We start from the raw sequence: 26,760 nt of genomic DNA, 5'->3' as shown, positions 1-26,760 counted from the left end.
TCGTTCGGGGCAACCACCCCCACCAAGGTGGGGGCCCACAATCACCAGGCCCCCATCGAGGTGAGCGCCTGCAATCCGTGCTCGAACCGGCCTTACTCGGCCGGCACGCCCATTTCCTTCAGCAGCTCGGGCGCCGGGTAGACCTTGGCCAGCAGCCAGCGCAGGTAGCGCATGTCCACGTGCACGGCGCGCTTGTAGCGCGGGTCGAACCACCAGCTGGCGCTGACCGATTCCCAGTTGCTGTCGAAGTTCAGGCCGATCAGTTCGCCCTTGGCGTTGAGCACCGGCGAGCCGGAGTTGCCGCCGGTGGTGTCCAGGTTGGTCAGGAAGTTGACCGTCTGGGTCTTCAGCGCCGGGTCGGCGGTGCTGCCGAAGTCACCCTTGGCGATCGCCGCCAGCAGCGGCTTGGGTGCGTCGAACGGATAGGCGTTGGTGTTCTTCTCGACGATGCCGGCCACGGTGGTCACCGGCGAGTAGGTCACGCCGTCGCGCGGGTGCAGCGCCTCGACCTTGCCGTAGCTGATCCGCAGGGTGCGGTTGGCATCCGGGTACACCGCACGGCCCTGCTTGGCACGCCAGGCGAACAGCGCCTGCATGTACGCCGGGCGCAGGCGCAACTGCTCGCCTTCGCGGGTCTTGCTCTCGTTCTCGATGCGCAGCTGCGCGGCCACCAGCGGGCCGGCCACGGTGATCAGCGGGTCTGCGGCCAGCGCCTTGCCTTCGCGGGCAGCGGCAAAGCGCGACAGGCGCTGCGCCTCATCACCCAGCTGGGTGCCGGCGTAAAGGGTGTCCAGCGCCTTGGCCAGCTGCTCCGGGGCACGGCCGAAGGCCGCGTCGAACTCGGCCACGCGCTGCGCATCCGGCAGCTGCTGGTAGCGGGTCAGCAGGGTGGTCAGCAGGGCCTTCTCGACCTCCGGTGCGTAGCGGCGCTGGACCTGCTTGAGCACGCCTTCGATCATCGCCTGGTCGCGCTGCTGGTAGCCGCTCTCGCGCTGCGCGTCCGGCTTGGCCGATTCAATGCGCAGGCGCTCCAGCAGCAGCGCAGAGCGCAGCAGCTGGCTCTGCGCGGCCATCTGGTCCAGCAGCAGGTCTCGCTCGCCCACCGCCGCGCCCTGCGACAGATTGGCCAGCAGCGCCTTGATATCGCCCTGGTACTTGCGGTCGGTGGCAGCCAGCATCGCCGTCTCGTCGGCGGCACGCTGGGCCTTGGCATCGCTGCGCAGCAGGCCTTCCAGTTCACCGGCAGCGCGCTTGCGGTTGTTCTTCAGCGACTGCAGCTGCGAGGCGTAGCGGGTACGCGCCTGCGCATCCTTGGCACTGGCGGCCTCGATGGTGTCGATCATCTGCTGGAACACCGACACGCGGCGCGGCAGCACGGCATCGATCTGGCCGGCGAATTCGGCCGCGGTGCGGTGACGGTAGGTGATGCCCGGGTAACCGGCCAGCATCGCGTAGTCGCCTTCCTTCGGGCCTTCCACCGACATCTGCAGGTGTGCCGGCGCCTGGTAGGGCACGTTGTCCTTGCTGTAGGCCGCCGGCTTGCCGTCCTTGCCGACATAGGCGCGCAGCAGGGTGAAGTCGCCGGTGTGGCGCGGCCACATGAAGTTGTCGATCTCGTCGCCGTAGTTGCCGATCGCGCGCGGCGGTGCATACACCAGGCGCACGTCGCTCAGTTCCAGCTGGGCGATGCGGTAGAAGTCGGTGCCGTAGTACATGTTGGCCACCGAGCAGCGCACGCTGCCATCCTTTTCGCACTCGGCCACGATCTGCTTGCTGGCCGCGTCCACCGCATCGAAATAGGCGCGGCCGGTCTTGCCACGGGCCTGCGCGAGCACCTGGTCGGTCACCTTGTCGAAGCCGACGGTGACCAGCACGCGGAAGTCCGGGTTGGCCGGGCGCTCGTCGGCGCGGTCCCTGGCGATGAAGCCACCATTGATCAGGTCGTGCTCGGGCGAGCTGTTGTACTGGATCACGCCCATCGCCACGTGATGGTTGGTCAGCAGCAGGCCGTCGGCGGACACGAACGAACCGGTGCCACCACCGGCACGCACCACCGCGCTCAGCGGCGGCGCGGTGACGTTGGCCAGGTCGGCCGGATTGCCCTTGAAACCGGCAGCCTGCAGCGGCTTGGCCAGTTCCGGCAGCTGGGTCGGCATCCACATGCCTTCATCGGCATGCGCGCCGGCGGCAAGGGTCAGGCCCAGGGCCAGGGCGGTGGGAAGGGCTTTGCGTGGTGACATGAGGCAATCCGGTACGACAGAACAGCCCGGGACCATAGCCGCTGGGGCGCTGTCGGGCAACGCCCGATAGTCAGGCCTGGGCCGCACTCCTAGAATTGCCGTTTTCTGCACATCGGACGTCAGCAGATGATCGTCGGTATCGATCTTGGCACCACCCATTCCCTCATCGGCATGCACACGGCAACCGGGCCGCAGCTGTTCCCCAATGCCCATGGCGAGCTGTTGACGCCGTCGGTGGTGAGCCTGGTCGATGGCGCCGTGCTGGTTGGCCAGCCGGCCCGCGACCGCCTGGTCAGCCATCCACAGCAGACCGTGGCCCACTTCAAGCGCTGGATGGGCAGCGATCGCGAGACCCGGCTGGGTGAGCGCAGTTTCCGCCCCGAGGAGCTCTCGGCCATGGTGCTGCGCTCGCTGCTGGCTGACGCCGAAGCGGCCCTGGGCCACAAGGTGGAGGAGGCTGTGATCAGCGTACCGGCCTATTTCTCCGACGCCCAGCGCAAGGCCACCCGGGCGGCCGGCGAGCTGGCCGGCATCCGCGTCGAGCGCCTGATCAATGAACCCACGGCCGCCGCGCTGGCCTATGGCCTGCAGGAGCGTGACGGCGAAGGCCGCGTGCTGGTACTGGACCTGGGCGGTGGCACCTTCGATGTCTCCATCCTGGAACTATTCGACGGGGTGGTCGAAGTACATGCCAGCGCCGGCGACAATTTCCTGGGCGGCGAGGATTTCCTGCAGGTACTCGTGCAGGCCTTCCATGCCGACCAGGGCACGTCCGCCGGCGACCTGTCCGCTGCCGAACAGGCGCAGCTGCTGCGTCGGCTGGAACTGGTCAAGCGCGAACTCAGCCTGAGCGGCGCCGCCAGCCTGCAGTTGCCCCTGGCCGGCAGCGAACGCCAGTGGCAGATGGACGAGGCACGCTACACGCAGCTCTGCGAGCCGCTGCTGCTGCGCATGCGTGCGCCCATCGAACGCGCGATCCGCGACGCCCGGCTCAAGCCCGAGGCGCTGGACGACATCATCCTGGTCGGCGGTGCGGTACGCATGCCGATGGTCAGCAAGCTGGCGACCCGCATGTTCGGCCGGCTGCCGCTGCGCCATGTCCATCCGGACCAGGCGATTGCCTTGGGTGCCGCGGTTGCAGCGGGATTGAAGGCGCGCGACGAATCCTTGCGCGAGGTCGTGCTGACCGATGTCTGCCCCTACACGCTGGGCACGCAGGTGTCCCGCCAGGATGCTGCCGGTGGCGAGCGCAGCGGCTATTTCCACCCGATCATCCAGCGCAACAGCGTGGTGCCGGTCAGCCGCGAGGATCGCTTCTACCCGGTGCACGAGCGGCAAAGTGCCATTCGCATCGACGTGTTCCAGGGCGAGAGCCCGACGGTGGATCGCAACATCAAGCTCGGTGAGCTGACCGTGCCGCTGACCCATTCTGTCCCGATGCAAGAACGCAGCGTCACCGCCCGCTTTACCTACGACGTGAACGGGCTGCTGCAGGTCGAAGTCACCGAGGACGCCACCGGCAAGCGCCACGAGCTCATCCTGGAACAGAATCCCGGGCTGCTGTCACCCGAAGAGATCCAGCAGCGCCTGCGCGCATTGGAAGCGCTGAAGATCCACCCGCGTGACGCCCAGCCCAACCTCGCGGTGATCGCCCGCACCGAGCGCCTGTACGAGGAACGCATCCATCACCGCGAACAGTTGCAGTCGTGGCTGAGCAGCTTCCGCCATGTGCTCGAGAGCCAGGATGCCGTTGCCGTCGAGCGTCATCGCCATCAGCTGGACGAGGCACTCGACACCCTCGAGCGCGATGCATGAGCTGGGCACTTCACGTCCTGGAGCTGGACGAAACCGCTGACGAGCGCGCGATCAAGCGCGCCTACGCAAAGCGCCTTCGGGTGACTCGCCCCGACCAGGATCCCGTCGCCTTCCAGCACCTGCATGAGGCCTATCAGGCGGCATTGGACTGGGCCCGCCAGGAAGCGCTGGCCGATGCCGATGCCGATGCCGCGGACGAGGACGAGGACGAGGACGAACCGGCGGAGCATGCAGCCGATATCGGCCCCTGGCCGCACGACGCCGACGTGGCATGGGCGCCGCCCGAAACGCGTTCTTACTCGCCTCCATTGCCACCCCGCGGCACGCCTGTGCTGCTGCGCACGGCACCGGTGGTGGAGCTGGACGGGGTGGTCGACGTAGCAAGCCACGCGCAGTTGATCCTGCGCCAGGCCCATCTGTCTTCCCCTGAAGACTTCGGGCCGTGGCTGGAGGCCACGCCGGTGCTGTGGTCGTTGCGCTACAAGCCATTGGTGGGCGACGCGCTGCTGGATGAACTGGCACGCAGTCACAACGGCATCAGCGCAGCCAACATGGGTCTGCTGGCACGCTGCTTTGGCTGGGATGATGTACACGATGGCGTGGATCCGGACAGGCTGGCATCGATCCAGTCGCGCGGTCATCGACGCTGGGCCGCCGAGACCGGGAATGCGGCGGAGCTGTCGGCACTGCTTGAACAAGAGGGCAGCCTGCGGCTGGGGAAGATCACGGTCAGCCGTTGCCTGCGTTACGTGTCGCAGCCATGGCACTCGCGACGATCCCTCTGGCAGGCGCAGCTGCCCGAGCACATCAATGAAGTCAACGCACTGCTGGATGCCATCGAGGCGGGCGGAAGGGAACAGGTGCCCGAGGCATGGGATCCGCAGCAGATCCTGTTCTGGCGAAGTCTTGCAGACATCTCCCGGCCCAACCGGTGGCGCTGGCAGGTGAACGCACTGCGTGGCGTGCTGCTGGGCGTTTGCAGCCTGTTGTTCTTTGCTGGAATCGCAGGCATCTCGCTGGTCCAGGGAAAGCCGGGCGAAGCCGCGATTTTCGCCCAGCTGGGGGTGCCTTTTGGCCTGCTGCTGGCTGCGATCGGCGCACTGTGGGTGCCTGTGCGCTGGGCGCTGCGCCAGCTGACGCTGGATCTGCCCCCTTCGCGCTGGAGATGGCTGCTGGCGCTGCCAGCGCCCTTGATGGCGATGAGCAGCCTGGTTCTTGTCCATGGCCTTGGCCACCGCATCGAAGGTACCCTGTTGATCTTCATGGCACTGCCCTTGGCGACTGCGCGCCTGTGGCGACGCGTCGGTTCCCGGGTACGGTTCGGAATCCGCCATGCCGTGTTCATGGTGCTTGCCATGCTTATCGCCGAAGCAGGCATCGTTCTGATCCTGCTGCAATGGGGAGCCGAGTTAATACATCGCACGCGCCGTCACGCGTCGATTGACGGGCTCCCGCCGGCCTCTGGAAACACCGTGTGAACCGGGCACTGGACGCGCTCGGGCTCGACACCGGCGCCGACGAACGGGCGATCAAGCGCGCCTACGCGCAGAAACTGCGCACGGCGCGCCCGGACGAAGACCCGATAGCATTCCAGGCGCTGCACGAGGCTTACCAGGAGGCCCTGCAGTGGGTCCGCAACCGCGCGCAATGGCAGGAGGAAGACGGTGCAGAAGCGCTGTCGAGGCTACCTGCAGACAACCGCCCACCCGGCCCACCGGCGCTGTACGACAGCCATTCGCCGATGGACCACATGCCGGTGCTGCATCGTCCGTGCACGTTCGACACCGACCTGCCGGACGATGTGGTGGAGCCGTCATTGAACCTACCCCGGTTTGCGCGTCTGCTGATCAACACCGCGACCGATGCCGACCCGGCCAGCTTCGAGCACTGGCTGGCCCATCGTCCGGAGCTGTGGTCATTGGCTGACAGGCCGCGTATCGGTGACGTGGTATTGCAGCAGCTGCTGCACGAGGGCCGGCCGCTGTGCGAGTCCAACTTCGATCTGCTCGGTCGATACTTCTGCTGGGATGAGATCCGGGCTGATATCGATCCCTACCGGGTCCGCGCACGACGCAACCTGCTGCATCGCCAGTGGCAGCTGCAGCCGCGCAACCACACGGCCCTCACTGCAGCCCTGGACCGACCGCAGGAGCGGGTGTCCGCAACCGAGGCCCATGCCCGCGTGGAACGCTTGACCCGACCATGGCACTGGCTGCAATCGCTGCTGTCGGCCAGCGTGCCCGGGCGTGCTGCCACCATGCGGCAAACGATGCAGCGTCTCGGGGTGCATGGCGTTCGTGACACGCTGGCGCCACTGGACGGGGATCAGGTCGCCTTCTGGATGGCGATATCCCAACCCGGGCGCTTCAATCTCATGAAGATGCAGGTGGCAATAGTCCGCTGCCTGCTGGGCGCTCTCGTCGTGCTGGCCGTTCTGGCGGCGCTGGCCTTGCTGGGTGATGCCGCTCGACCCGTTGCGATCAGCACGTCCAGCATGAAACACGTGGCAATCCACGCCTCGGTGGTCATCGTGTCTGGCGTCCTCATGCTGACACCCTTCGTTGGAGGGACTCCATCACGGACGGCGTCCGCGCCAGCGCCCGTCGAGCGACCGTCGCCGCTTGATGGACTCGGCATGCTCACGCATGGGCCTCGTCCGCGCAGGCCAGCCCGTTCCTTCGCCGTTGTCCGCCAGATGGACCCCGGCACAGACGGCGATTGAGTGGCGACGGGTTACTTCTCCCGCCGCCAGTTGATCGAACCACGGTTTTCCACCGTGCTCGACTCCACTTCCACGTCGAACCCGCGTCGCAGCAGGTACTTCAGCGTGATCACCGAGCCGGCACCGACCAGCGACACGCCGTAGCCGACGTACAGCTTGGGCGAGATGTACTTGCCGACGCCGATCACCGAGCCGCCCAGCGCGCGCGACTGGCTCACGCCGGCATCATCCAGGCCCAGCTTGGCACCCAGCTGCGAGGCGAGCAGGCCGCTGCCGGCCGAGAGTGCCGCCGAGGCCGCGTTGACCTGCTGGGTCTGGTCGCTGCTGGCACCGGTCAGGCTGCGCCCCAGCACCAGGTAGGCCAGTGCTTCGGACTGCGACATCGCCGGCTCGGACCACACGTCCGCACGCGGCTGCTGTGCACGCCCGGTCACGTCGATGCCGGCGGTGACATCACCGATCCGGCGCTCGGCACGGATGTTGATGCGCGGGTCGGACACCGCGTTGTAGTTCCAGGTGAGGTTGCCACGGGTGATGGTCAGGTCCTGCCCATACGCCTTGTAGCGGCCACTGACTTCCAGCCCGCCGTTGGCGGTCATTTCGCGGCCAGGCTTGGCCCAGACCTGCATCTTGCCGGTCAGCGCACCCTTCAGGCCGAAGCCGGTCATCTTCACCTTGTCGCCGAGGCTGACCGTCAGGTCCATGTCCAGCGGCGAGGTGCGCGACTCTTCCGGATCGGCCGGGTCGAGCACCACCACGTCTTCGGACACCGAGGTGCCGCGGTCCAGGCGCTCGAGGTCGATGTCGGCCTCGGGCACGTGCACGGTACCGCGCAGCTCCATCGCGGCCTTGGCCAGGGTGAAGTCGAGGTTGGGATTGGCGACGATGCGCAGTTCGCTGGTGTTGGACAGCAGCACGTTCTCGCCATGGATCTTCAGCTGCAGCGGCTGTGCATCGCCAAACCAGGACAGGCCGCCATCCACGTACAGCGTGCCCTGGCCGGAGTTGGCCTGCGCAGTGATCTTCGCAGAGCCATCGGGCTGCGCCACGAAGCTGCCCTTGCCCTGGTCGAAGGTCAGGCCCAGTGCCGGGAATTCACCCTTGAAGTTGCTCAGCTGCGCGTCGCCACCCAGCGACGGCTGGCCACGCGTACCACGCAGGCTGACGTGGCCCTCGATCAGGCCGGTCGGTCGCACGATGTCCGGCGAGAACAGCTCCAGCCAGTACAGCCGCGACATGTTGAGGTAGAGCTCGCCGTTCAGCGGCGCACTGGCTTCCCAGCCGGTCTGCATCTTCGCGTCGACGAAGCCGTTGCCCTGGAAGCCCATGCCCAGGTAGCCCTTGATGCTGGCCGGGGTCATGTCGAGCTTCAGCGAGAACTGGTCATAGCGCACCAGCTCGCCACGGGTGGCATCACCCACCGTGTTGCGGCTCTCGCCCAGGCGCACGCCGCCTTCCTTCGAGCGTACTTCCACGTGGCCTTCCCAAGCGTTGCCGCGCGGGCGGATCTGCGCATCCAGGCTGACATCGCCGCGCAGGTAGATGCGGCGACCGGACTGCGGCGGCAACCACGGCTGCACCAGCGCCAACGGCAACGCATCACTGCGCACCACCAGGCCCTCGCGCGGCCAGTTGGCCTGTGCGCACAGTGCGCCGCTGCTGGCGGCGGCCAGGCAGGCTTCGGACAGCGTGTAGGTTCCGCCATTGATCGCGAACGCCGCCGGAGCGCGAAGCGACCAGGCATCGCCCTTCACCGGCGCGATGCGCAGCGATGCCAGTTCGCCGCGCCACTGCGTGCCCTGCTGGCGCACGCTGCCCTGCAGTTCGACCGCGCCCAGCTCGTTGCGGGTCTGCGCCGCCAGGCGCAGATTGGAGACACTGCCCTGCGCGTCCACATTCAAGCGTTCCAGCAGCATGCCGGCGTTGACCTGCTGGCCCTGCACCGCCAGCGTGCCGCTGTCGCCGCGCCACGGCAGGTGGCCCTTGATGCTCACGCTCTCGGCGCCGTAGCCATCCCAGTTGAGGTTGTTGCCGACCAGGTCGGCGGTGATGTCCGGCGCATCGCGCGGGCCCTTCACCTGCACCTGGCCGCGCAGGCCACCATCGGCGCCCGGCAGCAGATCGCTCAGCTGCAGCGGTTCGAAACGCGCATCGATGTCGAGGCGGTCGCCGACCTTGCCCGACGCCGTCACCCGGCTGCTGCCCAGCGACAGCTTCAGGTCACCCTGGCCCTGCTCGCCCTGCAGGGCGAACTTGCCCTGCGCGTCGAGGTTGCGCTGGCGCAGCATGCCCTTCAGCGACGGCAGATCGACCGTGGCTTCGAGCGTGCCGGCGGTACCCGGCGGTGCGTTTGCCGGCGGCGGCAGCTGGCGGCCCTTGGAGGCCAGGTTGCCGGACAGGCGGCCATTCCAGCCCGGCACGAAATAGCCGGGGTCGAAGTCCTTCAGCGTGGCCTTGGCATCCCAGTCCAGCTGCGGTGCCCACGCCACCTGGCCTTCCACCTGCAGCTGGCCGCCCGGGGTCTGCGCCTGCAGCTGGTGGATCGACGCGGCCTGGTCGTTGCCGCGCACGTCGAAGCGCAGCTGTGCCTTCTGCTTTTCACGTTCGACTTCGGCACGGCCGATCGCCGCCCAGGCCTTGAGGGTACCCGCCAGCCCGAAGCGTGCTTCCTTCAGCGTCACCGGCACCGGTGCGCTGCCGGCCGTGTTCGGATCGGGCGCCGGCACGTAGGTCAGATCGCGTGCGACCACCGAGAAGTTGAGCTTCTGCTGATCTTCCTGGCTGAAATCGGCCGTGCCTTCCAGCCGCGCTTCGCCGCCAAGCCCCTTCACCAGCAGTGGTGAAACCTTCAGCACCTGGTCCTGCAGCGACACCACCGACGGTGCCAGCTCCAGTTCCTGATCGCCCTGCTTCACCTTGCCACGCAGGTTGGCGTTGCCGCCCTTGCCGGCGGCGGTGAAGTCCAGTGCCAGTGGTGCGATCGCCGAACTGGCCAGTGCCGGCGACAGCAGCGCCAGATCCAGCTCGTCGCTGCGGATGCTGGCGCTCCAGCTCGGATCGGTGCGGCCATCGAACACCAGCATCGCGTGCAGCGGCTTCGGCGCGCGCCCGGCTACGGCCACCTCCATGTGCGACAGGTCGCCACGAGCGACCAGGCCGACGGTGGCGGCCGTGCGGCCACGCGGCGCCGGCAGCACGGCAGTGACGGTCACGTCGGTGTCGTAGTCCTTGGCCGGGATATAGCGGCCCTGGGCAGTGAAATTGCCCATGTCGCTGTCCACCACCAGTTTGTGCGCCTGGAACTCGCCGTTGGCGATCTCGATGCCGCCACGCACGCGGCTGATGTCGATCACCGGCTCGTTGGCCTGGCTGATGCGGAAGCCATCGATGGCGATGGCATCGGCCTGGATCGCCAGCGGCATCTCGATCTGCGGCAGCGAATCCGGCCACGACGGCAGCTTGAACGGCTCGTCACTCTTGGCCAGGTTCAGCGTCGCGTTGGTCAGCTCCAGCTTGTCCAGCAGCAGCTTGCGGCCCAGCAGCGGGCGCAGGTCCGGCTCCAGGTGCGCGCGCTCGGCGTGGAAATGGATGTCGTCGTAGCGGAAGTCGACGTTGTACAGGGTCAGCGGACCGGCCACCGGGCCGTCCACCTTGTCCCAGGTGAAGCTGGCGCCCACCGGCAGCCGCGCCACCACTTGGGCCAGCAGCACATCACGACCGGCCACGGTCTGCAGCAGCCAGTAGACCGCCAGCAGGGCCAGCAGCACCAGGCCCAATACGCCAACACCCGACCAGGCCCAGAAGCGGCGGCGGCGATAGAAGCGCACGCGCGGCGGCGGCGTGTTCGGGGTGGGTGCGGGCGTGCTCACAGGTCCGCTCCGATGTTCAGGTACAGCTGGAACTGCGAATCGGGGTTGTTCAGGCCATGCGCGATATCCACGCGCACCGGGCCCACCGGCGATTTCCAGCGCACGCCGAAGCCGACGCCGGTATGCAGGTCGATGGTGTTGTCGAAGGCGCTGCCGGTATCGACGAACACCGCCGCACCCCAGGGGCCACCATTGAAGTAGTGCTCGTACTCGGCCGAGCCGATCACCAGGTTCTTGGCACCCAGCGCGTATTTGTCCGGTGCAGGGGTCCGCGGGCCCACCTCGCGGTAGGCATAGCCGCGGATGCTGCGGTCACCACCGGCGAAGTAGCGCAGGCTCGGCGGCATCGCCACCAGATCGCTGGTCCAGGTGGTGCCACCCTCGCCGCGCAGGATCAGGCGGTTGCTTTCGCCCACCGGGATGTACCAGCGCAGCACGGCGTTGGCCTGTACGAAGCTGGTGTCCGAGCCGGCACCTTCAACGCCGGCACGCATGGTCGCGGTACCGCTGATGCCCTTGCGCGGGAACAGTTCGTCATCGACGTTGACGTAGTCAGCGACCAGCTGCGGGTAGACCAGCGTCGAGGTGTTGTAGACCGCGTCGGTGAATTCAGTGCCGGAGGCATAGCGCCAACGCTCGCGCAGTGCGTTGATCGAGGCGATCGCGGTCCAGTGCTCGTTGATCTCACCGCTGCGGCTGGCGATCAGCTTGAAGTTGCGCAGGTCGATGTAGTCGGTCTGCTCGTCGTAGGCGCTGGCAGCGAAGGTGTACCAGCCATCGAGCCAGTTGAAGGCCGGAATGCGGTAGCTGGTCACCAGGCTCTTGCGCTTCTGCGCATAGTCCAGCTGCGTGTTCATCTTGTGGCCGCGGTTGTTCAGGAACCGCCGCTCGATGCCACCGCGCACACCCGGGCCGCTCTCGCTGCCGTAGCTCAGGCCGGCGGTGTAGATGGTGCGCTTGGCGCGGGTCAGCTTCACATCCACCGGCACCTCGCCGTTGGCATCGGCCTCGTCCGGCCGCGGCTGGATGTCGATCACGCTGAAGTAGTCCAGCTTGGTCAGCGACTCGCGCAGCCGATCCAGCTTGCCCTCGTGGAAATAGCTGCCCTGTTCCCAGTACACCAGCGGGTCGAACAGCTTGTCGACGAAGTAGTCCTGCTCGAAACGCACCGGGCCCATGTTGTAGCGCCGGCCGCTGTCCCAGGTCAGGTCGATGTCGGCGGCGTTGTCGGCACGGGTGATCTGCACCTGGCGCTGGGTGTAGTCGGCGTCGAAATAGCCACGTTCGGCCAGGCGGCGGGTGACGGTGATCTTGCTGGCTTCGTACTGCGTATGCTCGAACCGCTGGCCCTTGCGCGGCTTGAACGCGGCCAGGTCGTCCTGCAGGTACTGGTCGTACATCGCCGGGCCGGTGATGTCGATGTGCTCGCGGCGGACGGTCACCGGCGTGCCCTTGTCGACATGGATCAGCACACGCACGTGCTCGTCCACGCGCGGCGCCTCGACCTTGATCACCGGGTTGTAGTACCCGAAGGGTTCCAGCGCCTGGCGGGTCTGCCGCTCGGCCTGTGACAGCAGGTATTCCAGGCGCGACTCGCCCTGCTCCTTGCCGATCGTGTCGTACAGCGACAGCGATTCCTGGATGTTCTCGATGATCGCGGCGTCGTCGCCCTTGTCCAATCCCTTGATGTCCACCTTGTCGATGGTGCCGCGCGCGTGGGCCACGGAGGTGGCGGCCAGCGACAGGACCATCAGCGGCAGGGCGTATTTCTTTGGCTGCATGCGGCACAGCATACCGACCGGAGGTGACGATGCGAAATGCATCACGTCATTGGGGATCGGTTGTTAAGTGGCGGTCAAAATACGCGCCGTTGTGGCGATCGTCGTGATTGCAGCCGAGGATGCCGGCATCGTGCGCGATGCCGGCAATGACCCCGATGGACATTGTTCGGTGACGCCGGGCGTAGCCCGGCGCTACCGATGGGTCAATGCCAGTAGATCCACGCCATGCGTGGATGGGGCACCGATCAGCTCGACAGATGCTCGATCGCCGCCACCTTGCCCAGGCGTTCGCCCAGCATCGTCAGCAGCGCCAGGCGGTTGCCACGCAGTGCCGGATCTTCCGCATTGACCATCACGCCATCGAAGAACGCGTCGACCTGCGGGCGCAGGCGCGCCAGGCGCGCCAGCACGGCCACGTAGTCCTTGTGGTGCAGGCTGGCGCCGGTGTCGTCGATGGCTGCGGTGACCGCTTCGGCCAGCGCACGCTCGGCGTCTTCCTGCAGCAGCGCCGGGTCGATCTGGGCCGGAATGTCGCCCTCGGCCTTGCGCAGGATGTTGCGGATGCGCTTGTTGGCCGCAGCCAGCGCTTCGGCTTCCGGCAGCGCGGCGAAGGTGCCGATCGCATCCAGGCGGCGGTCGAAGTCATACAGCGAGGCAGGCTTCAGCTCGGCCACCGCGTTGAAGTGCGTGGCCGGCACGTTCTTGTCGCCGTAGTAACCCTTCAGGCGGTCGAGGATGAAGTCGTACAGCTCGCCGACGTCGGCCTGCACGTTGCGCGCAGCCAGGCCGGCGTTGGCGCTGGCCAGCAGCGCGCGCAGGTCCAGCTCGAAGCCGCTTTCGATGATCGTGCGGGCCAGCCCCAGCGCGTTGCGGCGCAGGGCGAACGGATCCTTGTTGCCGGTCGGCTTCAGGCCCGCGGCGAAGCCACCGGCCAGGGTGTCCACGCGTTCAGCAATGGCCAGCACCTTGCCCAGCGGCGACAGCGCGATGTCATCACCACCGAAGCGCGGCTGGTAGGCCTCGTCGATGGCCAGTGCCACCTCGGCCGATTCACCACCGGCCACGGCGTAGTGACGGCCGGCGATGCCCTGCAGTTCCGGGAATTCATTGACCATGCGCGACTGCAGGTCGTTCTTGGCCAGCTCGGCAGCCCGCCTGGCCTGCGCCGGATCGGCGCCGACCTGCGGCGCGATCACTTCGGCCAGTGCGGCCACGCGCGCCACCTTGTCGGCCACGCTGCCCAGCTTGGCCTGGTAGGTCACCGTCTTCAGGCCGTCGCCCATCGACGCCAGGCCCTGCTTCAGGTCCTCGTCGAAGAAGAACTTGGCATCGGCGAAGCGCGGGCGGATCACACGCTCGTAGCCCTTGGCCACTTCGGCCACGTCCTTCGATTCGATGTTGGCGATGCCGATGAACTTCTCGGTCAGCGTGCCTGCGGCATCCAGCACCGGGAAGAACTTCTGGTTGATCTCCATCGTCTCGATCAGCGCTTCCTGCGGCACCGCCAGGAACGCGCGCTCGAAGCTGCACAGCACCGCCGACGGCCACTCGACCAGGTTCACCACCTGCTCCAGGTTGTCGTCGGTGATGCGGGCGCTGCCACCTGCCTTGGCCGCGGCAGCCTCGACCTCGGCGACGATGCGCGCGCGGCGCTCGCTCGGGTCGACCAGCACGAACGCAGCGCGCAATGCTTCAACGTAGTCCTGCGGCTGCGCCAGCGACACGGTCTGGTCGTGGTGGAAGCGATGGCCACGGCTTGCACGACCAGCCTGCAGGCCGAACAGTTCGGCTTCGACCACGTTGGCGCCGTGCAGCAGCACCAGCCAGTGCGCCGGGCGGGCGAAGCCCCAGGCGTGGTCGCCCCAGCGCATCGGCTTGGGAATCGGCATCGCCGCGATCGCCTCGCGCAGGATCTCCGGCAGCAGGCTGGCGGTGCTCGCGCCCGGGGTCACCGCGCGGTGCACGAAGCGCTCACCCTTGTTGTCGGTGGTCTTCTCCAGCGCGGTCCAGTCGATCCCGGCCTTGGCGGCGAAGCCCTGCAGGGCCTTGGTCGGCTGGCCTTCGGCGTCCAGCGCGATGTTCAGGTACGGGCCCAGCACTTCGCTGTGCTGTTCCGGCTGTTCCAGGCCGACGCCCGGCAGCAGCACGGCCAGTCGGCGCGGGGTCGACAGCGGGCGTGCATCGCCCAGTTCCAGCGCGACGCCGCGCTTGCGCAGGCCTTCGACGACACCGTCGAAGAACGCCTGGGCCAGGCCCGGCAGCGCCTTGACCGGCAGCTCCTCGGTGCCCAGTTCAATCAGCAGGGGGGACAGTTGGCTCATCGGTTCGATCCTGTGGTGGGGGCGCAGCGCGCGACGCGTCCGGCGCCCCGGAAGTTGAGAGAAGGAGGGAGCGGCCGTCAGGCCTTCTTCGCGCCCGGGAAGCCCAGCTTCTCGCGCTGCTCGTAGTACGCCTTGGCCACCGCCTGGGCCAGCGCGCGCACGCGCAGGATGTAGCGCTGGCGCTCGGTCACGCTGATCGCACGGCGTGCATCGAGCAGGTTGAAGGTATGGCTGGCCTTCATCACCTGCTCGTAGGCCGGCAGCGGCAGGTTCACTTCCACCAGCTTCTGCGCTTCACGCTCGCAGGCATCGAAGCGGTGGAACAGCTCTTCCACGTCGGCGTATTCGAAGTTGTAGGTGCTCTGCTCCACCTCGTTCTGGTGGTAGACGTCGCCGTAGGTCACCGGCTGGCCGTCCGGGCCGTAGGTCCAGACCAGGTCGTAGACGTTGTCGCAGTTCTGCAGGTACATGCACAGGCGCTCGAGACCGTAGGTGATCTCGCCCAGCACCGGGCGGCACTCCAGGCCACCGGCCTGCTGGAAGTAGGTGAACTGGGTCACCTCCATGCCGTTGAGCCAGACTTCCCAGCCCAGGCCCCAGGCACCCAACGTCGGCGATTCCCAGTTGTCCTCGACGAAGCGCAGGTCGTGCACCAGCGGGTCGATGCCCAGCGCCTTCAGCGAATCCAGGTACAGCTGCTGGATGTTGTCCGGCGCCGGCTTCATCGCCACCTGGTACTGGTAGTAGCGCTGCAGGCGGTTCGGGTTCTCGCCGTAGCGGCCGTCGGTCGGGCGGCGCGAGGGCTGCACGTAGGCCGCGTTCCAGCCCTCCGGACCGATCGCACGCAGGAAGGTGGCCGGGTGGAAGGTACCGGCGCCCACCTCCAGGTCGAGCGGCTGGATGAGCACGCAGCCCTGCTGGGCCCAGAACTGGTTCAGGGTCTGGATCAGGCCCTGGAAGGTGATCGGAACGGTCGGGGTCGCGGACATGCGTACGAGTCTTGGCCGGCAAGGGGGTGCGCTAGTATAACGGCCGACCTGCGGGGCATTCCGTACCCGGGAGGAGCAGGCAGATGGAACATCGGCTGCCGGCAGGCACGCCCGGCGAGGCGGGCGGCGTCCCGCTGCCCTGGGGACGGCTGCATTTCGAGCAGATTGCCGCGGCCCTGGCCGCCGATGGACTGGTGACCGAGCAGGACCGCGAGCGCATGCGGTTTTCCGCACAGGGCGCGCGCAACGCCAGTGAAGTGCATCCGCTGGTACTGCTGTCCAACCTCAAGCTGGCCGCCACCGGCGGCGGCGAACTGACCCTGGAACGCCTGACCGAGTGGCTGGCGCAGCGCACCGGCAGCCGCTACCTGCGCATCGACCCGACCCGTGTGGACGTCGCCGCGGTCACCGCGCTGGTGTCGCATGCCTACGCCCGCCGCCACCGCTTCCTGCCATTGGCAGTGGATGCCGAGCGCGTGCTGGTGGCCACCAGCGAGCCGCTGGTGCAGGAATGGCGTCGTGACCTGCAGCACCTGACCCGCCGCCGCATCGAGCTGGCGGTGGTCAATCCGCTGGACCTGCACCGCTACACCATGGAGTTCTACGGGGTGACCCGCTCGGTGCGCGGCGCCCGTGGCGATGTGCGCGGCGAGGCCAGCACCACCCTGCCCAGCTTCGAGCAGCTGGTCGAGCTGGGCCGCACCGGCGACGTCAATGCCGACGACCAGCACATCGTGCACATCGTTGACTGGCTGCTGCAGTACGCCTACGAACAGCGCGCTTCGGACATCCACCTGGAGCCACGCCGCGAGATGGGGCGCATGCGCTTCCGCATCGACGGCGTGCTGCACAAGGTGTTCGAAGTGCCGCCGGCGGTGATGACCGCGGTGGTCAGCCGTATCAAAGTGCTGGGCCGCATGGACCTGGCCGAGCGCCGGCGTCCGCAGGATGGCCGCATCAAGACCCGCTCGCCGGGTGGCCGCGAGGTCGAAATGCGCCTGTCGACCATGCCCACCGCCTTCGGCGAGAAGTGCGTGATGCGCATCTTCGACCCGGATGCGGCCTTCAAGAGCATCGACCAGCTCGGTTTCAGTCCGCAGGAAGCCGCCGGCTGGAATGCGCTGGTCGAGCGCCCGCACGGCATCGTGCTGGTCACCGGCCCGACCGGCTCGGGCAAGACCACCACCCTGTATTCCACGCTGAAGCGGCTGGCCACGCCGGACGTGAACGTGTGCACGGTGGAGGACCCGATCGAGATGATCGCGCCCGAATTCAACCAGATGCAGGTGCAGGCCAACATCGACCTGGACTTCGCCAGCGGCGTGCGCACCCTGCTGCGACAGGACCCGGACATCATCATGATCGGCGAGATCCGCGATCTGGAAACCGCGCAGATGGCGGTACAGGCCTCGCTGACCGGCCACCTGGTGCTGTCCACCCTGCATACCAACGATGCGCCGTCGGCGGTCACCCGCCTGCTCGACCTGGGCGTGCCGCATTACCTGCTGGCCAGCACCCTCAACGGCATCCTCGCCCAGCGCCTGGTGCGCACGCTGTGCCCGCACTGCAAGCAGCCGCACAGCCTCGGCGCGGCCGATTGGGCGGTGCTGGCTGATAGCCATGGTGCATATCCAGATGCCGCCACGCCCTGTCGGCCGGTCGGTTGCCTGGAGTGCCGGCGCACCGGATTCCTCGGCCGCATCGGCCTGTATGAGTTGCTGCCATTGGGTTCGCGGCTGCGCGGGCAGATCCGCGCCGACATGGACCTGGCCGGTTTCACCCGTGCCGCGCGGACTGAAGGGCTGCGAACCCTGCGCCAGGCCGGGCTTGAAAAGGTGGCGCAGGGGCTGACTACAATCGAGGAAGTCCTGTCAGTCCTGCCGCCCCCGGATGAACCCAGCTCCGTTCCTGATCCTTGAAACCGGCCGCCCGGTGCCGTCGCTGCGCCGCTACGGGCGCTTCCCGCACTGGATCCGCGTCGCCGCCGGGCTGGAAGAACACGAGACCGTGGTGGTCGATGTCGAGCACGGTGGCGCCCTGCCCGATCCGCACGCCTTCGCGGGCGTGCTGGTGACCGGCTCGGCCGCCTTCGTCACCGACCATGCCGACTGGAGCGAGCGCAGTGCCGCGTGGCTGCGCCAGACCGCGCACGAGGACCTGCCGGTGTTCGGCATCTGCTACGGCCATCAGCTGCTGGCGCACGCGCTGGGTGGTGAGGTGGCCTACAACCCGGCCGGCCGCGAGTCCGGCACGATCGAGCTGGAACTGCAGCCGCAGGCCGCGCAGGATCCGCTGTTCCAGGGCCTGCCTCAGCATTTCGCCGCCCACGCCACCCATCTGCAGACCGTGCTGCGCGCGCCCGACGGGGCCGAGGTGCTGGCCCGTTCGCCGCTGGACGGCTGCCATGCCTTCCGCTGGGGGCGCCAGGCCTGGGGCGTGCAGTTCCATCCGGAGTTCGCCACTCACCACATGCGTGGCTACGTGCGTGCCCGCGCCGACTGCATCGGCCGCCATGGCGGCTGCGCCCGCAGCATCGAGCGCGCGGTCAGTGCCGCGCCGCTGGCCCGCCAGCTGTTGCGGCGCTTCGTCCGCCAGGCACGGCTGTCTTCAGCCCAGCCGGCGGCAAAACAGGGATAATCGGCGGCACGGGCAGCCGCCCGGCCCCCTCCTGTCCTTCCCGGATGTCCATGAAAGAGATTCGCAAGCTGCCGGCTTCGGCGGGCGCCCAGTGGTTGCTGGATACGTTCTCCCTGTACCGGCGTGCGCCGCTGCAGCTGGCCCGGATCGGCCTGACCTGGCTGCTGGTGAGCTGGGTGGTCACCCTGTTGTCGACGCTGATTCCGGGCGCCGCCGGCATGGCGGTGCAGCTGATGACGCTGGCCATCTCGCCGATCATGTTCGGCGGCATGCTGTATGCCGTGGGCGAGATCGACGAAGGCCGCCCGGGCCTGGCTTCGCACCTGCTGCAGCCGATCCGCGACCACCGCGTCAGCCACCTGCTGGTGCCGCTGGCCATCCAGGTGCTGGCGGTGCTGCTGCTGGGCGCGCTGCTGTTCCTAATGATCGGCCGCGAGGGCTTCACCGCCTTCAGCGAGGTCATGACCAAGATGGAAGAGATCAGCCGCAGTGGCCAGCAGATCAAGCCGGACGATGCCGCCGCGCTGGTTGCCAACCTGCCGGCCAAGCGCATCGCGCTGTGGATGCTGCTGGTGTTCCTGAGTGCGGTCGCACTGTCGCTGGCGATGTTCACCCAGCCGGCGCTGGTGGTGTTCGACAAGCAGAGCGGCATGCACGCGCTGCGCCTGAGCCTGCAGGGCTGCATCGAGAACATCGGCGCGATGATCGTGTTCGCCGCACTCGGCCTGATCGCCGCGTTCTGCATGTACATCCTGTTCGTGATCGTGATCCAGATCGCGATGCTGATCGGTGGCCCGCTGGCCGCCGCCTTCATCGCCCAGCTGGTACTGACCACGGTGCTGATGCCGCTGTATGTCGGCGCGGTCTACGCCGCGTGGAAGCAGATGTTCGTGCACCGCGGCAGCCGCGCGGCGCCGCCGATTCCGACCACGCCGACCTCCAGCGACGTGTTCCACGCCTGACCGGTCCCACCGGTAGCGCCGGGCCATGCCCGGCGGTGGCATCACATCGAACCCCGCACGCCGGGCATGGCCCGGCGCTACCGCATCACGCGGCGGGCTTCTTCACTACCGACGATGGCACCAGCCAGCGTGCGGCGTGGATGCCCAGCTCGTACAGCAGGCACATCGGGATCGCCAGCATCAGCTGCGACACCACGTCCGGCGGGGTCAGCACCGCCGCCACCACGAAGATGCCGACGATCGCGTAGCCGCGGCCTTCCTTGAACTGCTGCGGCGTCACCCACCCCAGCAGCACCAGGATCACCATCGCCACCGGCAGTTCGAAACTGCCACCGAAGGCGAAGAAGATCGCCAGCACGAAGTCCAGATAGGCATTCGCATCCGGCGTAATGGCGATCACGTCCGGGCTGAAGGTGGTGAGGAAGTGGAACACCGCCGGAAGCACCAGGAAGTAGGCGAAGGCACAACCGGTGTAGAACAGCAGCACCGATGACACCAGCAGCGGCACCGCCAGGCGCTTCTCACGCGCATACAGGCCCGGGGCAACGAACGCCCACAGCTGGTACAGCAGCCACGGCACTGCCACGAACAGGGCCACGAAGAAGGTCAGCTTCAACGGTGCGAAGAAGGCACCGGCCGGATTGGTGGCGATCATCGTCTGCCCGTTGGGCAGCTGCGACACCAGCGGTTCGGCCAGCGCGTTGTACAGCTTCTGGGTGAACGGCAGCAGCGCCAGCAGCACCACGCCCAGGCCCAGCAATGCGCGCACCAGGCGGCCGCGCAGTTCCACCAGGTGTTCGACCAGCGAGCTCTCGCCGAAATCCTGTTCACTCATGGCTGGCGCTCCGTGCTCTGCGCCGGCGGCGGCGTACCCGCTTCTGCGGGCGCGGCCGAAACCGGCTCGGCGGCACCACCGTCCTGCGTCGGTTCAACGGCATCGGGCGCGGCGCTCATGTGCGGCGGCAGGTCCGCTGGTGCCGGTGCACGGACCTGCTGCACCAGATCATCGCCCTGCTGCTGCGCCTGCTGGGCTTCGCGACGGATCGCTTCGCCGCTGGCGCGCAGCTGGTTCTCGGTGTCCTGCATGCCCTGACGCACGTCCTGCATCTGCCGCTTGATCTCCTCGGCCTGCAGCTCGCGTTCCAGTTCCTGTTTCACCGAATCCCATTGATTGCGGGCACGACGCACCCACAGGCCGGCGAAGCGGGCCGCCTTGGGCAGGCGCTCGGGACCGAGCACCACCAGGGCGACCACTGCAATCACCAGCAGTTCGCTGAAGCCGATATCGAACACCGCAACCGCTCCGGATCAACGTGCGTTGCGGTCGTGCTCGTCCTGCGCGGTGCGCGAGGCGTCCTGGCTGCGCGACTCATCGCCCAGCTGCGCGTTCGGCTTGTCTTCGTCGCGCATGCCCTTCTTGAATTCCTTGACCGCCGAACCGAGGTCCTTGGCGCCGCTGGTCAGGCGCTTGGTGCCGAACACCAGCAGGACGATGGCCAGCACGACCAACCAATGCCAGATGCTGAAACTGCCCATAAAGACGCTCGTTACGTTAGTGATCAGGCTGTCGAGCATAGCGCACCGGCTGTTAGCCGGCGCGCGTGACGAAAGTCAGTTTCCGCCCAGCGTTTCCGTACGGATCTCGCCGTCGTTCACCGGCTGGAAGCCCTGCTGCTGCGGCGGCGGGTTCTGCGGCACGTTCTGCAGCGGTGCGGTGGTGGCCTCGGCCGGCGCGGCCGGTGCTGCCTGAACAGGCGCCGGAGCAACTGCCGGGGCCGCTGCCGGGCGTGGCGCGCTGCCGCCGTTGCCGCTGCGGTTGTTGCGCGCGGCGTAGGTGGCCTCTTCCAGGCGATCGCGGAAGGCGACCACGTCCATCGACGGCGAACCGGCGGCGCGGCCTTCGAAGATCATCCGCGGGGTGGTGTTGCTGCCGTAGGCGTCGAGGTTGGCGGCATCGTCGATCTGCAGCACCGCGCCGTCCAGCGCGACACCGGCAAACAGGCCGCGCGCGCGCGACCAGGACCAGATCTCGGCCTTCAGCTGGCCGTCGGTGGCCGCGGCGGCGTTGCGGCCCACCGGACCGGCGGCGACGCCAGCGTCGGCGCCCAGGGTGAACTTGCCGTTGACCAGGTTGTCCAGGCTGCGATCGTTGCGGAACACCAGCACCACGTCCGAGGACTGCACACCGGCCTGGAAGCCGATGCTGCCGCCGGTGAGCTTGACGAACACCGGATTGGACCAGGCGCCATTGGCCATGCGCACCGACATCAGGCCGTGGCCGCGGCGACCGCCGATGACCAGACCGGCCTTGATCGTGTCGGGAATGACGATGACCGCGCGGCCTTCGTCGAGCAACTTGTCAGGGATGCCCTGTTCAGGGATCCCCTGGATTTCAGCCAGCACACGCACAGCGTTGCGCGCACGCTGGTCTTCCTGCGGCCCGGCCATGGCCTGGCTGGACAGCAGACTGGCGGCGATCAGCAGGGCTTGGATCGGGCGACGCATGGCAGGCTCCAGAAGTCAGTCCATAGGAAGATATAGCAAGTGACTGAAATTAGTAGTGTTGTCATGAATCCCCAATGAGCGTTCCCTGCTCACATTGATGCGCGCTATGCCTGCAATCCGAACCCTGCATCCCGGCGCAGCACCGGATCGGCGACAATAGCGCCCATGCTCGACGCACCCGATACCGCCGTGCTGGCGGTCAACCTAGGCACGCCCGAGACGCCGACGGCTCCCGCCGTACGTCGTTATCTGGCTGAATTCCTGTCCGACCCCCGCGTGGTCTCGATCCCGGCGCTGCTGTGGCAGCCGCTGCTGCGCGGGTTGATCCTGCCGCTGCGCAGCGGCCGTTCAGCGGCCAAGTACGCCCAGGTCTGGCTGCCCGACGGCTCACCGCTGATGGTGCATACGCGCCAGCTGGCGCAGGCCATGCAGGCCCTGCTGCCAACCCTGACGGTGCGCCACGCGATGCGTTACGGCGAACCGGCGCTGGCCAGCGAGCTGGACCGGCTGGCCGCCGACGGCGCGCGCCGCATCGTGGTACTGCCGCTGTATCCGCAGTATTCCACCACCACCACCGCCTCGGTCGAAGACCGGGTCGATGCGTGGCAGCGCCGCAACCCGGGCGTAACCGTCAGCCTGGTGCGCGACTACTCGGTCGATCCGGGCTGGGTCGAGGCCGTGGCCGGCTCGATCCGGCGCTGCTGGGAGCAGCACGGTCGTGGCCAGAAACTGATGTTCTCCTTCCATGGCATTCCGCAGCGCCTGGCCGATGGTGGCGATCCGTATCCACAGCGCTGCGAAGCCAGCGCCCAGGCCATCGCCAACGCGCTGGGCCTGGGCAGGGACGAGTGGCAGATGGGCTACCAGTCTCGGTTTGGCCGCGAGCGCTGGCTGCAGCCATACGCCGAGCCAAGCCTGTGGGCATTGGCCGAATCCGGGGTGAAGCAGATCGACGTGGTGTGCCCGGGCTTCGCCACCGACTGCCTGGAGACGCTGGAAGAGGTCGCGATGGGCTTCACCGAAACGCTGGCCGAGCGCGGCGCGAAAATGCGCTACATCCCGTGCCTCAATGCCGAGCCGGAACATGCGCGCGCACTGGCACGGCTGGCTGTGGCCTCGCTGGCATGAGCCTGCAGCCGCTTGAGCTCGAGGTCGGTGGCGCCCGCGTCGCCGGCCTGCGCAACCACGGCGACGGCCCACGCGTGCTGGCCCTGCATGGCTGGCTCGACAACGCCGCCAGCTTCGTGCCACTGGCCCCGCACCTGTCCTCGCTGCAGCTGGTGGCCATCGACCTGCCCGGTCACGGCCACAGCGCGCATCTGCCGGCTGGTGCCAGCTACACCACGGCCGCCGCAATCTGCCATGTACTCGACGTCGCCGACGCGCTGGGCTGGGACCGTTTCAGCCTGCTCGGCCATTCGATGGGCGCCGGCATCGCCAGCCTCACCGCCTCGGTCAGTGATCGCGTGGAGCGGTTGGTGGCGATCGAAGCGCTCGGCGGCCTGCGCGGTCCGGAAGAAGACACCGCCAACCGCCTGCGCGAGCACGTGAATGCCACGCGTGGGCTGGCGCGCAAGCAACTGCGCGTGTTCCCCGACCTGGCCGCGCCGATCCGCGCGCGGATGATGACCAACCAGCTGAGCGAGCGCTGTGCACGCCTGCTGGTCGAGCGCGGCGTGGAGCCGGTCGAAGGCGGCTATCGCTGGTGCAGCGACCCGCGCCTGATGCTGCCGACCGCGATCCGCCTCAGCGAAGGCCAGATCGACAACCTGCTGCAGGCCATCGCCTGCCCGACGCAGGTGATCTATGCCACGCCGGCGCAGTCCTACTATCCCGAGCCGATGCGCAGCGATCGCCTGCAGCACCTGCGCGATGGGCGGTTGGCGGTGTTTCCCGGCAACCATCACCTGCACATGGAAGATCCGGCGCAGGTCGCCGAGGTGATCCTACGCTTCTTCAGCAACGACAACGCCGGCTGAGTCGCGGCGTCCGCGCACTTCACTCTGCGCAGTTGCGGCCGATACATCAGTTGCGGGCCGCTGCGCCTGCAGCACGCAGGTCCGGTCGGGCCTGCGGCGTGTGTCTGGTTCTGCAAGGAAGTCCGCATGCCCGCTCCATTGCACCGTCACCCACAGGATGTGGTCACGGCGCCCCGTCTGCGCGACGTTGATTGCGTCGCATTCCTCGAATTCCCGGTCCATGCCCTGGCCACGCATTCCTGCGTGCGTCACCGCGTGGCCGTTGTCGTCTGCTGATCCAGGAGTCGCCGATGTCCGCTGCATTCTCCCGTCCCCCCGATACCGCTCGCCTGCCGCACCTGCAGCAGCTCGCCCGCCGCGCTGATCGCCGCCTGCTGATCGGCAGCGCAGCACTGGGCCTGGCTGGCCTGGTGCTGGCCCTGCGTGGTCCACAGGTGCAGGCCGCCGTGCTGGCTGCCGCTGCAGTGCTGCCTGCGGCGTGGCTGGGCGGATCCCAGGCTGGCCGTGGCATCGCCCGCAATGGCCTGGCCTCGCTGCTGTCACTGCAACTGGCCCTGGTGTGCGCGATCGTCGGCCTGTCACCGGCACTGCCGGTTGCCCTGTTGCTGGGCGTGCTGCTGGGACATCGCGATCGGCTGCCGGTGTGGCTGGCCGGTGGGGTCGGCACGCTCGCACTGCTGGCCCCGTTGCTGAGCGGTGCCACAGTGTGGCCGACGCTGCTGCAGGCCGGCATGTTCGCGGGCCTGACCCTGTTCCTTGGCCAGGTCGCGCTGCGGCTTCGCCAGCAGACCGAGACACTTGGCCATGGCCCGCGTCGCCTTGCCGCGCTGGCACGCGATATCGCCACCGGCGCCGATCTTGGTGCACATGCCGACACCAGCGCCTATGCGCCGGGTTCACTGGCCCACGCCCTGGCCGACACTGCACGCCACGTGCAGGCCCAGCGTGGGCGCGAGGCGGCGGCGCATGCCGAGAACGCGCAGATCCGCCAAGCACTGGATGCCTCGCGCACCGCGATGATGATCGCTGACAACGACCACGTGATCCGCTATGTGAACCGCTCGGTGGTAGCACTGCTGCGCAACCAGCAGGCGACGTTGCGACAGGCCTTCCCCGATTTCGACGCCGAGCACCTGGTGGGCAGCAGCATCCATCGTTTCCACGCCAACCCGGACCGCATCCGCGCCATCCTCAATGGCCTGCAGGTCACGCATAACGGCAAGGTGCAGATCGGCCCGGTGCACTTCGCGCAGGTGGTCACACCGGTGTTCGACGACCAGGGCGCGCGCCTGGGCTTTGCCGTGGAGTGGCATGACCGGACCCACGAACTCACGCTGGAGAACGCCGTGGCCGGCATCGTCGCTGCCGCCGCCGCCGGTGATCTCGAGCAGCGCCTGCAGGCGACCGAAGGCGCCAGCTTCCTCGACGGCCTCACGGGAGGCATCAACCAGCTGCTCGATACGCTGGGCAGCACTGTCGATGAAGTGCGGCAGATGCTCTCGGCGCTGGCCAACGGCGATCTGGACCGGCGCATGCGCGGCGAGTATCACGGCGCCTTCGCGGCCATCCAGCGCGATGCGAACGCCACGGCGGGCCAGCTGGCGCGCATGGTAGGCCGCATCCAGCAGTGCGCATCTTCGATCAGCACGGCAGCCAACGAAATTGCTGCTGGCAACGGCGCCCTGTCCGAACGCAGCGAGCGCCAGGCCGCGCACCTCCAGGAAACCGCGGCATCAATGGAGGAGCTGACCGCCACCGTGCGCCAGAACGCCGCCCATGCGCGTGAGGCCAGCGAGCTGGCGGCCTCCACGCAGAATGCCGCCAGTGATGGCAACACGGCCATGCAGCGGGTCGTCGACACCATGCAGGCCATCGAAGGCGCGTCGAAGCGGATCGGCGACATCACGGGCGTCATCGACGGCATCGCCTTCCAGACCAACATCCTTGCGCTCAACGCAGCAGTGGAAGCGGCGCGCGCCGGTGAGCAGGGCCGCGGCTTCGCCGTGGTGGCCAGTGAAGTGCGGGTGCTGGCACAGCGTTCAGCGGCGGCGGCCCAGGAGATCAAGAAGCTGATCGACGAAGCCGGCCGCCAGGTGGGCGAAGGCGCCCAGCTGGTGGCGGATGCCGGCCAACGCATGCAGGGGATCGTCGGCGGGGTGGAGAACGTCAGCCATCTGATGCGCGAGATATCCGCCGCGTCGCAGGAACAGTCGATCGGCATCGAGCAGATCAACCAGACCGTGGTGCAGATGGACCAGGCCACGCAGCAGAATGCTGCGCTGGTGGAGGAAGCAACTGCCGCAGCACGCGAGCTGCAGTCGCAGGCGGGAACGCTGGACGATGCAGTGTCGGTGTTCCGACAGCAGGAGTCACGGGACGTGGTGCTGGTTGCCTGATCTCGGCTTTCAATACAATCCATGTGAAGACGGCGCCCGCAGGGCGCCGTCTTTTTTTGCGTGTTCTGCGTGATGGATCACGGGAAGCACAGGATCCGGTGGTATCGATCCTTCGGTAGTGCCGGCCGCTGGCCGGCACCCACGCCGCGCGCAATGCGCAGGCGCACACCACGCATCCACGCGTGGCGTGGATCTACCGATACCACCGCCTGATGCATTGCATGGCCCCATCACCGGTAGTGCCGGGTGCTGGCCGGCAACCTCGGCACCTCCATTGCGCAGGCCCATGCCATGTATCCACGCATCGCGTGGATCCGCCATTGTGGTGTGGGGCATTGGGGTTGCCGGCCAGCGGCCGGCACTACCCGCATTTCCTGCGCACAAAGAAAAACCCCGCTGCGTAAGCAGCGGGGTTTTGGGTGTAAACCCTGGCGATGACCTACTCTCGCATGGCTTGAGCCACACTACCATCGGCGCAGCTGCGTTTCACTTCCGAGTTCGGGATGGGATCGGGTGGTTCCACAGCGCTAATTTCACCAGGGAG

At 67.7% G+C, this 26,760-nt stretch carries 18 protein-coding genes and 1 rRNA gene; 9 read left to right on the top strand and 10 right to left on the bottom strand.

Annotated features, from left to right (window positions below; all coding sequences use genetic code 11):
• Window positions 1-92: 92 nt before the first annotated feature.
• Complete coding sequence (locus AC5P88_RS11505; RefSeq protein WP_495225081.1) at window positions 93-2,240, bottom strand: S46 family peptidase; 2,148 nt, start codon at window positions 2,238-2,240, stop codon at window positions 93-95.
• Between the two features lie 126 nt (window positions 2,241-2,366).
• On the opposite strand from AC5P88_RS11505, the gene AC5P88_RS11500 reads away from it, so the two are divergent.
• Genes AC5P88_RS11500 through AC5P88_RS11490 form a run of 3 tightly spaced genes read left to right on the top strand, consistent with a single transcriptional unit; the run spans window position 2,367 to window position 6,777 of the window.
• Window positions 2,367-4,055 (top strand): Hsp70 family protein, encoded by a 1,689-nt coding sequence (locus AC5P88_RS11500; protein ID WP_495225080.1) that lies wholly within the window; start codon window positions 2,367-2,369, stop codon window positions 4,053-4,055.
• Complete coding sequence (locus tag AC5P88_RS11495; RefSeq protein ID WP_495225079.1) at window positions 3,947-5,533, top strand: heat-shock protein; 1,587 nt, start codon at window positions 3,947-3,949, stop codon at window positions 5,531-5,533. Before AC5P88_RS11500 ends, AC5P88_RS11495 begins: the two co-directional genes overlap by 109 nt.
• Window positions 5,530-6,777, top strand: a complete 1,248-nt coding sequence (locus AC5P88_RS11490; RefSeq protein ID WP_495225078.1) for a heat-shock protein — start codon at window positions 5,530-5,532, stop codon at window positions 6,775-6,777. Before AC5P88_RS11495 ends, AC5P88_RS11490 begins: the two co-directional genes overlap by 4 nt.
• 11 nt (window positions 6,778-6,788) lie before the next feature.
• Here the strand turns inward: AC5P88_RS11490 and AC5P88_RS11485 are convergent, their stop codons facing one another.
• The 4 genes from AC5P88_RS11485 to glyQ form a co-directional block, all read right to left on the bottom strand.
• Window positions 6,789-10,646, bottom strand: coding sequence for a translocation/assembly module TamB domain-containing protein (locus tag AC5P88_RS11485; RefSeq protein WP_495225077.1), 3,858 nt, complete (start codon window positions 10,644-10,646; stop codon window positions 6,789-6,791).
• Window positions 10,643-12,439, bottom strand: coding sequence for an autotransporter assembly complex protein TamA (locus AC5P88_RS11480; RefSeq protein ID WP_495225178.1), 1,797 nt, complete (start codon window positions 12,437-12,439; stop codon window positions 10,643-10,645). Before AC5P88_RS11480 ends, AC5P88_RS11485 begins: the two co-directional genes overlap by 4 nt.
• Before the next feature lie 233 nt (window positions 12,440-12,672).
• Window positions 12,673-14,748, bottom strand: a complete 2,076-nt coding sequence (gene glyS, locus AC5P88_RS11475; protein WP_495225076.1) for a glycine--tRNA ligase subunit beta — start codon at window positions 14,746-14,748, stop codon at window positions 12,673-12,675.
• Between the two features lie 77 nt (window positions 14,749-14,825).
• Window positions 14,826-15,737 (bottom strand): glycine--tRNA ligase subunit alpha, encoded by a 912-nt coding sequence (glyQ, locus tag AC5P88_RS11470; protein WP_049430272.1) that lies wholly within the window; start codon window positions 15,735-15,737, stop codon window positions 14,826-14,828.
• Window positions 15,738-15,820: 83 nt separating this feature from the next.
• On the opposite strand from glyQ, the gene AC5P88_RS11465 reads away from it, so the two are divergent.
• From AC5P88_RS11465 to AC5P88_RS11455, 3 genes are read left to right on the top strand one after another with little or no spacing between them, the layout of a single operon-like run.
• The gene (locus AC5P88_RS11465; RefSeq protein ID WP_495225075.1) at window positions 15,821-17,656 is read left to right on the top strand and encodes a GspE/PulE family protein; all 1,836 of its coding nucleotides are present in this window, start codon (window positions 15,821-15,823) and stop codon (window positions 17,654-17,656) included.
• Complete coding sequence (locus AC5P88_RS11460) at window positions 17,628-18,374, top strand: glutamine amidotransferase (protein WP_495225074.1); 747 nt, start codon at window positions 17,628-17,630, stop codon at window positions 18,372-18,374. Before AC5P88_RS11465 ends, AC5P88_RS11460 begins: the two co-directional genes overlap by 29 nt.
• Window positions 18,375-18,424: 50 nt before the next feature.
• Window positions 18,425-19,336: a BPSS1780 family membrane protein gene (locus AC5P88_RS11455; protein ID WP_005411674.1), complete on the top strand. Its 912-nt coding sequence runs from the start codon at window positions 18,425-18,427 to the stop codon at window positions 19,334-19,336.
• An 85-nt stretch (window positions 19,337-19,421) separates the two neighbouring features.
• Here AC5P88_RS11455 and tatC read toward each other — a convergent pair whose 3' ends face one another.
• The 4 genes from tatC to AC5P88_RS11435 all read right to left on the bottom strand — a co-directional run bounded on the left by tatC (window position 19,422) and on the right by AC5P88_RS11435 (window position 21,841).
• Window positions 19,422-20,171, bottom strand: coding sequence for a twin-arginine translocase subunit TatC (tatC, locus tag AC5P88_RS11450; RefSeq protein ID WP_010482410.1), 750 nt, complete (start codon window positions 20,169-20,171; stop codon window positions 19,422-19,424).
• Window positions 20,168-20,629 (bottom strand): Sec-independent protein translocase protein TatB, encoded by a 462-nt coding sequence (tatB, locus tag AC5P88_RS11445; protein WP_106549796.1) that lies wholly within the window; start codon window positions 20,627-20,629, stop codon window positions 20,168-20,170. The genes tatC and tatB overlap by 4 nt, the downstream gene beginning before the upstream one ends.
• A 15-nt stretch (window positions 20,630-20,644) precedes the next feature.
• Window positions 20,645-20,872: a Sec-independent protein translocase subunit TatA gene (gene tatA / locus AC5P88_RS11440; protein WP_005420453.1), complete on the bottom strand. Its 228-nt coding sequence runs from the start codon at window positions 20,870-20,872 to the stop codon at window positions 20,645-20,647.
• A 75-nt stretch (window positions 20,873-20,947) separates the two neighbouring features.
• Window positions 20,948-21,841 (bottom strand): lipid-binding SYLF domain-containing protein, encoded by an 894-nt coding sequence (locus AC5P88_RS11435; RefSeq protein ID WP_106549795.1) that lies wholly within the window; start codon window positions 21,839-21,841, stop codon window positions 20,948-20,950.
• Window positions 21,842-22,006: 165 nt separating this feature from the next.
• Between AC5P88_RS11435 and hemH the strand changes: the two genes are divergently transcribed.
• The 3 genes from hemH to AC5P88_RS11420 all read left to right on the top strand — a co-directional run bounded on the left by hemH (window position 22,007) and on the right by AC5P88_RS11420 (window position 26,216).
• Window positions 22,007-22,969 carry a ferrochelatase gene (gene hemH, locus AC5P88_RS11430; protein WP_495225073.1) on the top strand — a complete coding sequence of 321 codons (963 nt, stop codon included), beginning with the start codon at window positions 22,007-22,009 and terminating at the stop codon, window positions 22,967-22,969.
• Window positions 22,966-23,820, top strand: coding sequence for an alpha/beta fold hydrolase (locus AC5P88_RS11425; RefSeq protein WP_111113106.1), 855 nt, complete (start codon window positions 22,966-22,968; stop codon window positions 23,818-23,820). The genes hemH and AC5P88_RS11425 overlap by 4 nt, the downstream gene beginning before the upstream one ends.
• A 290-nt stretch (window positions 23,821-24,110) precedes the next feature.
• A complete protein-coding gene (locus tag AC5P88_RS11420; protein WP_495225072.1) occupies window positions 24,111-26,216 on the top strand; it encodes a methyl-accepting chemotaxis protein in 2,106 nt (701 codons plus the stop codon).
• Window positions 26,217-26,642: 426 nt separating this feature from the next.
• Here AC5P88_RS11420 and rrf read toward each other — a convergent pair.
• A 5S ribosomal RNA gene (gene rrf / locus AC5P88_RS11415) occupies window positions 26,643-26,757 on the bottom strand.
• Window positions 26,758-26,760: the final 3 nt, after the last annotated feature.

The sequence above is a fragment of the Stenotrophomonas sp. YJH_SMC_8 genome (assembly GCF_059371315.1).
This window is presented reverse-complemented; position numbering and strand designations above follow the sequence as displayed.

Excerpts from the sequence above, each read along its gene's own strand:
- AC5P88_RS11465 (WP_495225075.1), top strand. The coding sequence starts at position 15,821 with ATGGAACATCGGCTGCCGGCAGGCACGCCCGGCGAGGCGGGCGGCGTC.
- AC5P88_RS11425 (WP_111113106.1), top strand. The coding sequence starts at position 22,966 with ATGAGCCTGCAGCCGCTTGAGCTCGAGGTCGGTGGCGCCCGCGTCGCC.
- AC5P88_RS11500 (WP_495225080.1), top strand. The coding sequence starts at position 2,367 with ATGATCGTCGGTATCGATCTTGGCACCACCCATTCCCTCATCGGCATG.
- AC5P88_RS11455 (WP_005411674.1), top strand. The coding sequence starts at position 18,425 with ATGAAAGAGATTCGCAAGCTGCCGGCTTCGGCGGGCGCCCAGTGGTTG.
- hemH (WP_495225073.1), top strand. The coding sequence starts at position 22,007 with ATGCTCGACGCACCCGATACCGCCGTGCTGGCGGTCAACCTAGGCACG.
- AC5P88_RS11420 (WP_495225072.1), top strand. The coding sequence starts at position 24,111 with ATGTCCGCTGCATTCTCCCGTCCCCCCGATACCGCTCGCCTGCCGCAC.
- AC5P88_RS11435 (WP_106549795.1), bottom strand. The coding sequence starts at position 21,841 with ATGCGTCGCCCGATCCAAGCCCTGCTGATCGCCGCCAGTCTGCTGTCC.
- tatC (WP_010482410.1), bottom strand. The coding sequence starts at position 20,171 with ATGAGTGAACAGGATTTCGGCGAGAGCTCGCTGGTCGAACACCTGGTG.
- glyQ (WP_049430272.1), bottom strand. The coding sequence starts at position 15,737 with ATGTCCGCGACCCCGACCGTTCCGATCACCTTCCAGGGCCTGATCCAG.
- glyS (WP_495225076.1), bottom strand. The coding sequence starts at position 14,748 with ATGAGCCAACTGTCCCCCCTGCTGATTGAACTGGGCACCGAGGAGCTG.
- AC5P88_RS11505 (WP_495225081.1), bottom strand. The coding sequence starts at position 2,240 with ATGTCACCACGCAAAGCCCTTCCCACCGCCCTGGCCCTGGGCCTGACC.
- AC5P88_RS11460 (WP_495225074.1), top strand. The coding sequence starts at position 17,628 with ATGAACCCAGCTCCGTTCCTGATCCTTGAAACCGGCCGCCCGGTGCCG.
- AC5P88_RS11480 (WP_495225178.1), bottom strand. The coding sequence starts at position 12,439 with ATGCTGTGCCGCATGCAGCCAAAGAAATACGCCCTGCCGCTGATGGTC.
- tatA (WP_005420453.1), bottom strand. The coding sequence starts at position 20,872 with ATGGGCAGTTTCAGCATCTGGCATTGGTTGGTCGTGCTGGCCATCGTC.